This is a genomic window from Streptomyces sp. 13-12-16, from assembly GCF_002114215.1.
In the GTDB taxonomy this organism is placed as follows: domain Bacteria; phylum Actinomycetota; class Actinomycetes; order Streptomycetales; family Streptomycetaceae; genus Streptomyces.
Window position 1 is genome coordinate 1 of record NZ_NCTE01001378.1, and the last position, 349, is coordinate 349.

Consider the following 349-nt stretch of genomic DNA (forward strand, 5'->3'; position numbering starts at 1 on the left):
GTGGAGTACGTCGTGGCGGTGAACAACGCGGACGAGGCCCGGACGGTCGGGGTGCCGACGTACTCGGCGGGGATGGACTTCCGTGGGGTGTACGGGTCGTCGGCGCGGGTGCGCAGCGGCGCGGACCGGAAGGTGCGGGTGGAGGTGCCGCCGCTGTCCGCGGTGGTACTGAAGGCGGCCAGGCCGCTGGCCACTCCGGCCACCAGGCCGTCGGTGTCGGTGCGGGCTCCGGAGGCCGGTGCGACCGGTGACGTGGAGGTCTCCGCCGAGGTGGACGGCGGCGGGCTGGACCGGGTGGTGTTCGCCGCCCAGGTCGGTGACGGGCCCTGGCGCACACTGGGTTCGGCCG

At 75.1% G+C, this 349-nt stretch carries 1 protein-coding gene; it reads right to left on the minus strand.

Translation table 11 applies throughout. From position 1 onward, the window contains the following. Nucleotides 1–203: hypothetical protein (locus B7767_RS49490; RefSeq protein WP_218775866.1), on the minus strand; the 203-nt coding region annotated here is incomplete at its 3' end. Nucleotides 204–349 lie beyond the last annotated feature (146 nt).